Raw genomic sequence first — 7,206 nt, forward strand, 5'->3', positions numbered from 1 at the left:
GGCCTTCCTTGGCGTGAGCGGGCGCGCATCGGCATGCAGGAGTTCCGGCGTGTGGCGACGGAGCATCCGGCCTTCGCGCCGTTCATCGTCGTCTATCGCATGAACTCGCCGCCCTGCCTCGCCAAGTTGAACGCCATCATCGGCCTGTTCGAGGATGGCGGCTTCGGACCTGAGCTCAGCGCCCGTCTGTTCCGCGCCGCGGGCTATTATCTGATGGGGGCGATCCTCGACGAGACCGCCGGCTACGCCAAGGGGCCGTCGGCGGTCACCACGGTCAGCGACGAAGAATTGCAGCGCGACTATCCCAGTGTCGTGGCGGCCGCGGCTTATTTTGGCACAAGCGGTTTCGACAAGACTTTCGAGCTTGGCCTGGAGATGTTTCTGGACGAGATGGAGCGGATTCGCGACGCTGCCCGGGACGATGCCGCCAAAAGTGGCGATCGCGCCCGCAAGAAACTCTAACCAGGGCTTTCAATGCGCTTCCTCTCGGTTCTTGTCCTCATCGCCGGCGCTGCCATCGGGGTCTTCTATCCCTGGGCGGTGAGCAATTTCTCCGGCCATGCGATCGGCACCTGGCGCGTCTACGAGGGCGGCCGCTTCCGGCCGGCGACCGTTCGGCTCGCTGCGCGCGACGCGCCTGTCCGCGTGCTGGTCGACCTCACCGCGCGTGCCGAGCGCGTCGCCTCGCAGCAGCACACGGTGCTGACACTGACCGCGGCAAGCGGCGGCCGCACGGCGCTCGCCTCGACGCTCTCCTTCAACCACACCGACAATCCACGCCAGGTGAGCCCGCAACTGCCCGACAAGATCTTTCGCGACGAGGCCGGCGTGATAGAGACGGTCACGCCGGGCGCTTACGTCTTCACTGTCGGTCCGGGCGATGCGGACGGGATCGACATGCGCGCCGTCGACCTGATCTTGCGTGCGGGCACCGGCTCAGCCGACGAACGCGCGCAGCCGGCCGGTTACACGCTGATGGGCGTCGGCTTGGCTGGGCTGGTGCTTTCGCTGGTCTTTGGGCGTGGCAACAAGCCGCCGCAGAATCCCAACTCGCAGCCCCCGCCGCCGCGCTGGGGCCGCGGCGGTTCGCAAAGGTGAAGGCGGCATGAATTATCGCCACGCCTACCACGCCGGCAATTTCGCCGATGTCGTCAAGCACGCGGTGCTCAGCCGGCTGGTCGAGTATCTGAAGCAGAAGGACAAGGCCTTTCGCGTTATCGACACTCACGCCGGCATCGGCCGCTACGATCTCGCGTCGGTGGAAGCCGGCAAGACGGGTGAATGGCAGGGCGGCATCGGCCGGCTGTCCGAGGCCGCGCTCGAGCCTCGGACGGCGGCGCTGCTTCAGCCCTATCTGGAAGCGGTGCGCTTGGAAAATCCCGACGGCGGTCTCCGCCGCTATCCCGGCTCACCGCTGATCGTGCGCCATCTCCTGCGCAAGCAGGATCGGCTTACGGCGATCGAGTTGCATTCCGAGGACGCTGCGCGGCTCAAAGCCGTCTTCGCCGGCGACATCCAGACCAGGGTGATCGAGCTCGACGGCTGGTTGGCGCTCGGCGCGCATCTGCCGCCGAAGGAAAAGCGCGGGCTCGTGCTTGTCGATCCGCCCTTCGAGGAGGAGGGCGAGTTCCAGCGTCTCGTCGAGAACCTGCGCCGAGCGCACCGGCGCTGGCCGGGGGGCATCTACGCGCTCTGGTATCCGATCAAGGATCGCAAGGCGGTCGCCGCCTTCCGTGCCGCGCTGAAGGAGACAGGCATTCCAAAACTGCTCGACATCGGCTTCGAGATCCGGCCGGCCTCGAGCGGACCGAGCCTCGACGGCAGCGGCCTTGTGGTGGTGAACCCGCCCTTCACGCTGGAGGCCGAATTGCGGGTGATGCTGCCGGCCTTGCATGGAGCGCTTGCCGTCGAACAGCCGTCGCGCTGGACGATCGAATGGCTGGCCGGTGAGTGAGACCGGGACCAGCCGAAGATTAGCTACGCCAGCGCCGAGGGTGTCACGCCGGTCAGCCGCCGGGTTTCGCGGATCAGATGCGCCTGGTCGGCATAGCCGGCCTCGATGGCGAGCAGCGCGGTCGAGGCATCGCTATGCCGTCGCTGCAGGCGCCGGAAGCGGTGGAAGCGCAGGATGCGGTCGAGCGTCTTCGGACCATAGCCGAAAGCGTCCTCGAAACGCCGGCGCAGCGTCCGCTCGCTCATGTTGAGGCGGTTGAGCAGACAGGGAACCAGCGGCGTCTCCGGCAACAGGCCTTCATCAATGAACTCGAAGGCCCTGCCCATCAGCGCATCGAGCGCATCGCGCCCCTCTGTATGCGCGCCGACGTTATTTTCCAGCTGCCGCACCATGCCGGCGAGGTCGGGCGCGGCCTTGACGCGATCTGACAGTTCGCGGGCACGCGTACCCCATAAGTCCTGGAGGCTCAGCCGCCCGCCGACGATTTCGCCGGCCGGCACGCCGAGCCACCCGGCGGCCGCGCCCGGCCGGAAGCGGAAGCCGATGATCACCGACCCGGGGGGAAGGCGCTCGATCTGCGGCTCCTTGTCCGGTCCGGCCACGCGGAAGCGACCTTCGATCCATTGCAGATCGATAGTCGCGTCCGGCGTGATGACGATTGGCGGGACGTCCTGCTTCGCCATGCGATGCACCCAGACGGCGGAGAAGGCGCCGGCCAGGCCTCGCGGGGCGGGCCGTTCCCGAAAGAAGCCGGTGGTCTGCGCCAGGACCGCTTCCATATCTTCTCCGATCTGCTTCGGCGTGCTCTGGCGGGTCCGCTTCGGCCATTTTGGCCGAAATCTTCAATGCGGGTCGCTTCCGCCGTGGCAAAACGGATGCAGCCTCTTGGCGCGTCCAGCGCCTTCACCGCGCCGCATCCGGTCGCGGATGTGGTCACGAATATAGAAGGGAGTGAGAGAAATGAAAGCTCGCATCACCGTCTTCACCCTTGGCGTCGACGATCTGGAGGCGTCGCTCAAATTCTACCGCGACGGCCTGGGCCTGCCGACCGAGGGCATCATCGGCCGCGAGTTCGAGCACGGCGCCGTCGCCTTCTTCGAGCTTGCCGGCGGCTTGAAATTCGCGATCTTCGAGCGCGCGAGCATCGCCCTCGACGCCACCGTGCCGCAGAGCGGCCGCAGTCCGACCGAGTTCACCATCGGCCACAACGTGGCGAGCGAGGCCGAGGTCGACGCGACCATGGCCGAGGCCGTCAAGGCCGGCGCGCGCGTGGCCAAGCCGGCGCAAAAGACCTTCTGGGGCGGCTATGCCGGCTATTTCCAGGATCCCGACGATCATCTCTGGGAAGTCGTCTACAACCCCGCTTTCATCCCGAAGGATTGACCCGGAAACCTGCAGGAGGTCGACATGTCGATCGATACCATTCAGGCGATAGGCGCGCTTCTCATCGGCGGCGTGTTCGTCTTCGCCGGCATCGAGCACTTCCTGAGATTCAAGGCTATGTGCGACTATCTGGCGAGCCGGAAGTTTCCGGCTCCCGCTGTCATGCTGGCAGCCGGCTCAGCGCTCGAGGTCGTCGCCGGCATGATGCTCGCGCTCGGCCGTGCCGTGCCTTTCGCCGCCGGTGCGCTTGTCCTGTTCACGCTGGCGACGAACGTCGCGCTGCTGCGCTTCTGGGAGTCCGAAGAGCCGGAGCGGCAGGTGCTGCGCAACGCGTTCCTGATCAACCTGGCCGTCGTCGGCGGACTGCTGGTGGCGGGAACCGTCTGACAGCCGGACCGCATCTGGAACGATGATTTGGGAAACCATTGTCTTCACAACCGCTTGACCGCCGTCAAGCGAATCCGCACAGTGCGTGCAACCGACCTTGAGAGGCTGTCATGACTCGCTTCGCCCATTCCGCCCTTGCCGCGCTGATTTCGCTTCTGACGCCGCTTGGCACGTCGCTTGGTTTCACCCAGGCAGCGCAGGCCGCCGACCTTGCCGTTTTAACCGAGGATGACGGCAGCGTCTGCGGCGAGGCCTGGGTGCTGAGCAAGATCACCGATCGCTTCAGCTATCAGGTTCATCATGTGCCGCACCTGCCGGATGTCGCGATCACCGATTTCCATAACATCCGCCTGCATCGTTATCTGCCGTCGACCGAGAGATGGCCGATCGGCCGGCACTATTGCCGCGCCACCGTCAGCCTGTCGGACGGCCGCGACCGCTCGATCTTCTACCTGATCGAGGAAGGCCAGGGCTTCGCCTCGATCGGCGACAATGTCGAGTTCTGCGTCTCCGGCTTCGACCGCTGGATGGTTTATAACGGCCGCTGCCGCGTGCTTCGGTAAGAAGCCGCAGATCCATTCACTGGTCCGCGGCCTTTAGGTCGCAGGCCACTCCGTTCGGCCCGTCGATGGCATCAGTCCCATCGCGAATATTGTGAGCTTGCCGGCCATCGCCGGAAGGCAAATCGGCTAATTGGCTGCCGATTGACAACTGTCGAACTGTCGCCTAAAAAGAGACAGACCTGTCTCATCACACGGCGACATAATGCCCTCATCGCCTTCCGCCAAACGCCAGCATGTCGTCGACACCGCGTATTCGCTGTTCAAGCGCGACGGCTTCCACGCCACCGGCATCGATCGCATTATCGCCGAGGCCGACATCGCCAAGATGACGATGTACCGCCACTTCCCGGCGAAGGACGATCTAATCGTCGCGGTGCTGGAGCACCGCGCGGCGCGTTTCGAACGCCAACTCGACCGGCTGGCCGCGTCGGCGGACACGGCGGAAGCGAAGATCTTCACGATACTGGACTGGCACGAACGCTGGTTTCGCGATCCGGATTTCCACGGCTGCCTGTTCGCGCACGCGCTCGCCGAGTTCGGCGATCCCGATCATCCGGTGTTCAAGGCAGCCAGCCGCCAGAAGAAGGGTTTGCGGGCGCGCCTGCGCGCCATCCTGGAAGAAGAGATGCCGCCGGAGCGGGCCGAGGGCGTCGCCACGGCGCTGCTGATGCTGATCGAGGGCGCGACGCTGATGGCCCAGATGGGGGAGGCTGATGCCGCCATCGCCAATGCGCGCAAGGCGGCTTCCGCCATCCTCGCCGGCGCGCGGGTCCCCCAATGAACGCGACGGTCGTTGGGCTCGCGCTGTCCGCGGCCATTTTGCATGCCAGCTGGAACGCCTTCCTACGGACCGGGGCCGACAGGCTGTGGACGGTCACAGTCATGAGCTTCTCGAGCACTGCCGCTGCTATTGTCCTGGCGCTCTTCCATCCGCTGCCGGCTGCGGCTGCCTGGCCCTATGTCGTGCTGTCGGCCGTCCTTCAGGTCGGCTACAGCGTGTTCCTGGTTGCCGCATACCGCTATGGCGAGCTCGGGCAGGTTTATCCGATCGTGCGCGGCAGCGTGCCGCTGCTGGTGGCGCTCGGCGGCTTCCTGCTGGCCGGCCAGCGGCTCGCCGCGCCGGAACTCATCGGCGTCGCGCTGGTCGCCTGCGGCATTATGGGTCTGTCAGTCGGGCGGGGCAGGGCCTCAGTGACATCGATCCTCTACGCGTTGGCCACCGGCGTCATCATCGCGGCCTATGCGACGGTCGACGCGATCGGCGTGCGCGTCGCCGGCGACAGCGCCGCCTACACCGCCTGGGTGCTGCTGATCTACGGTGCCCTGCTGCCGGCGGCTTTCGTCGGCCTGCGCGGCAGGCTCATTGTCGACCTGCGTGCGCCGGAAACACGCAAGGCCTTGAGCGGCGGCCGCTGGCCGGACAGATAGGCGCAGATCAGCTCGCCGAGCTGCTTCTGCAGCTCCGGCGCATCGAGCATGTTGCGGCGCGCCGCATTGTGGATCACGCCCTCGACGGCGGAGGAGAGCACGCGCGCCACGGTCTCGGTATTCTTCAGGCGCCGGCGGTATTGCGCGACGGCCGCCGCATAGTGCTCGAGATAGCGGGCCTGGAACGAGGCATGCGCGGCGCGCGAGCCGCGGTCGACCGGCGTCTCGTCGAGCAGCACCTGATGCAGCGTCGGGTGAATGCTGTGCGCGGCGATCATGCCGCGCACCAGCTCGCGCGCGAATTGCCTGAGCGGCTTCTCCTCAGCCGCGGCGTCGCGAATGACGGACAGCACATGGTCGAAGTGGCGGCGTCGGATGGCGTCGACCAGCGCAAGCTTGTCGGGGAAATATTGATAGAGCGACCCGATGCTCACGCCCGCGGTCTCGGCCACCTTGTTGGTGCTGAAGCCCGCCCAGCCGATCTCGCTTAGAACGCGGGCACCTGCTTCGATTATCGCCTCGACGGTGGCGACCGAGCGCGCCTGGCGCGGCTCCTTGCGCATGCGCGGGGCTGGCTTTGCAATGCGAGTAGACATCCCCAACCTGCCTCCCGAGAATATAAGCAGGATACTCACATTTGGCCTGAGAGCAATTCCAGGAAAAGTGCGAAGCGGTTTTCCGTCCGGAATTGCGACCAAGGAAGAACAGCAATTCCAGGAAAAGTGCGAAGCGGTTTTCCGTCCGGAATTGCGACCAACGAAGAACAGCACTTCCAGGATTGTGCGCAACGGTTTTCTCCCCGGAACTTGCGAGGAGCATGGAACGGGCGGCGTCCTCACGCCGTCTGCAGCGGAGCCTGAGCGGTATCAGGCTCTTCCAGCGGCAGTTTTGAATGTGAGCGGTAAGCTCGCTTTTTGCCGCGCAAGCTTTGCCCCTTCGCCGGTTCGGTTCTGCTCCGCCTTGACTTGTAAATCTTTCCGCTGGACAAGATGAGGTGCTTTGTTTGGTGTGCGTTGTCCATTATGAGCAATACGCTCACATTCTACGCTCTGCGCGGCATCAAGATGTCTGGATGATCCGGCGATAGAGAGCATCGGGAATTCTCGACGGCGCATTTTCACTTCGAAGGGCAAAGATTCTCTGTCGTTTTTTTCGCCGATGCCCTTGTCAACGCGTCTTGCGTAACCAAAATTCAATAACTGAATTCATTGTGTTGCTTCGCTGGCTAGATAGCCGCGAGTCAGATATGCATGAGCACGCCGGGTCACTCACGACCTTGGGCAAAACGCAAGGGGCATCGCATGGCAAAGACGACAACCAAGGCGCCGGCGGCGAAAGCGCCGGCAAAGAAAGCGGCACCGAAGGCTGCCGCGAAACCTGCAGCAGCGAAGAAGGCAGCGGCACCGAAGGCAGCCGCCAAGGCTCCGGCCAAGGCAGCGGCAAAGCCTGCGGCGAAGGCTGCGGCTAAGCCGGCCGCGAAGGCGGCAGCCA

Annotated in this window: 11 protein-coding genes and 1 pseudogene; 9 read left to right on the top strand and 3 right to left on the bottom strand. The window is 64.9% G+C overall.

Annotation, left to right across the window (positions count from 1 at the left end; translation table 11 throughout):
* From EOA32_RS30730 to EOA32_RS30740, 3 genes are all read left to right on the top strand, one after another.
* Window positions 1-462 (top strand): TetR/AcrR family transcriptional regulator C-terminal domain-containing protein (locus EOA32_RS30730; protein WP_189407503.1); only part of this gene is annotated, 462 nt, incomplete at its 5' end.
* A 12-nt stretch (window positions 463-474) separates the two neighbouring features.
* Window positions 475-1,098: a hypothetical protein gene (locus EOA32_RS30735; RefSeq protein ID WP_095829246.1), complete on the top strand. Its 624-nt coding sequence runs from the start codon at window positions 475-477 to the stop codon at window positions 1,096-1,098.
* 7 nt (window positions 1,099-1,105) lie between these two features.
* Complete coding sequence (locus EOA32_RS30740; RefSeq protein ID WP_128373719.1) at window positions 1,106-1,954, top strand: 23S rRNA (adenine(2030)-N(6))-methyltransferase RlmJ; 849 nt, start codon at window positions 1,106-1,108, stop codon at window positions 1,952-1,954.
* A 23-nt stretch (window positions 1,955-1,977) separates the two neighbouring features.
* Here the strand turns inward: EOA32_RS30740 and EOA32_RS30745 are convergent, their stop codons facing one another.
* Entirely contained in the window at window positions 1,978-2,733 is a 756-nt protein-coding gene (locus EOA32_RS30745; protein ID WP_128373720.1) for a helix-turn-helix domain-containing protein, read from the bottom strand.
* Between the two features lie 181 nt (window positions 2,734-2,914).
* Between EOA32_RS30745 and EOA32_RS30750 the strand changes: the two genes are divergently transcribed.
* The 5 genes and pseudogenes from EOA32_RS30750 to EOA32_RS30770 form a co-directional block, all read left to right on the top strand.
* Window positions 2,915-3,337 carry a VOC family protein gene (locus EOA32_RS30750; RefSeq protein WP_128373721.1) on the top strand — a complete coding sequence of 141 codons (423 nt, stop codon included), beginning with the start codon at window positions 2,915-2,917 and terminating at the stop codon, window positions 3,335-3,337.
* 24 nt (window positions 3,338-3,361) lie between these two features.
* Window positions 3,362-3,724 carry a DoxX family protein gene (locus EOA32_RS30755; protein WP_128373722.1) on the top strand — a complete coding sequence of 121 codons (363 nt, stop codon included), beginning with the start codon at window positions 3,362-3,364 and terminating at the stop codon, window positions 3,722-3,724.
* 110 nt (window positions 3,725-3,834) lie between these two features.
* Window positions 3,835-4,287 (top strand): hypothetical protein, encoded by a 453-nt coding sequence (locus tag EOA32_RS30760; protein WP_066995767.1) that lies wholly within the window; start codon window positions 3,835-3,837, stop codon window positions 4,285-4,287.
* Window positions 4,288-4,489: 202 nt separating this feature from the next.
* On the top strand, window positions 4,490-5,068 hold the full coding sequence (locus tag EOA32_RS30765; RefSeq protein ID WP_095779156.1) for a TetR/AcrR family transcriptional regulator: 579 nt from the start codon (window positions 4,490-4,492) through the stop codon (window positions 5,066-5,068).
* Window positions 5,065-5,697: pseudogene (locus EOA32_RS30770) on the top strand (EamA family transporter); the annotation flags it as partial. The gene EOA32_RS30765 and the pseudogene EOA32_RS30770, both read left to right, overlap by 4 nt.
* Here the strand turns inward: EOA32_RS30770 and EOA32_RS30775 are convergent.
* Both EOA32_RS30775 and EOA32_RS30780 read right to left on the bottom strand, forming a co-directional pair.
* Window positions 5,601-6,311 carry a TetR/AcrR family transcriptional regulator gene (locus EOA32_RS30775; RefSeq protein WP_245499437.1) on the bottom strand — a complete coding sequence of 237 codons (711 nt, stop codon included), beginning with the start codon at window positions 6,309-6,311 and terminating at the stop codon, window positions 5,601-5,603. The pseudogene EOA32_RS30770 and the gene EOA32_RS30775 sit on opposite strands and share 97 nt — an antisense overlap.
* A gap of 270 nt (window positions 6,312-6,581) precedes the next feature.
* Window positions 6,582-6,911: a hypothetical protein gene (locus tag EOA32_RS30780; RefSeq protein ID WP_128373723.1), complete on the bottom strand. Its 330-nt coding sequence runs from the start codon at window positions 6,909-6,911 to the stop codon at window positions 6,582-6,584.
* 105 nt (window positions 6,912-7,016) lie between these two features.
* Between EOA32_RS30780 and EOA32_RS39370 the strand changes: the two genes are divergently transcribed.
* Window positions 7,017-7,206, top strand: a 190-nt coding sequence (locus EOA32_RS39370) for a hypothetical protein (protein ID WP_210214864.1), incomplete at its 3' end; no start/stop codon positions are given.

The sequence above is a fragment of the Mesorhizobium sp. M1A.F.Ca.ET.072.01.1.1 genome (assembly GCF_004023325.1).
Taxonomy (GTDB): domain Bacteria; phylum Pseudomonadota; class Alphaproteobacteria; order Rhizobiales; family Rhizobiaceae; genus Mesorhizobium.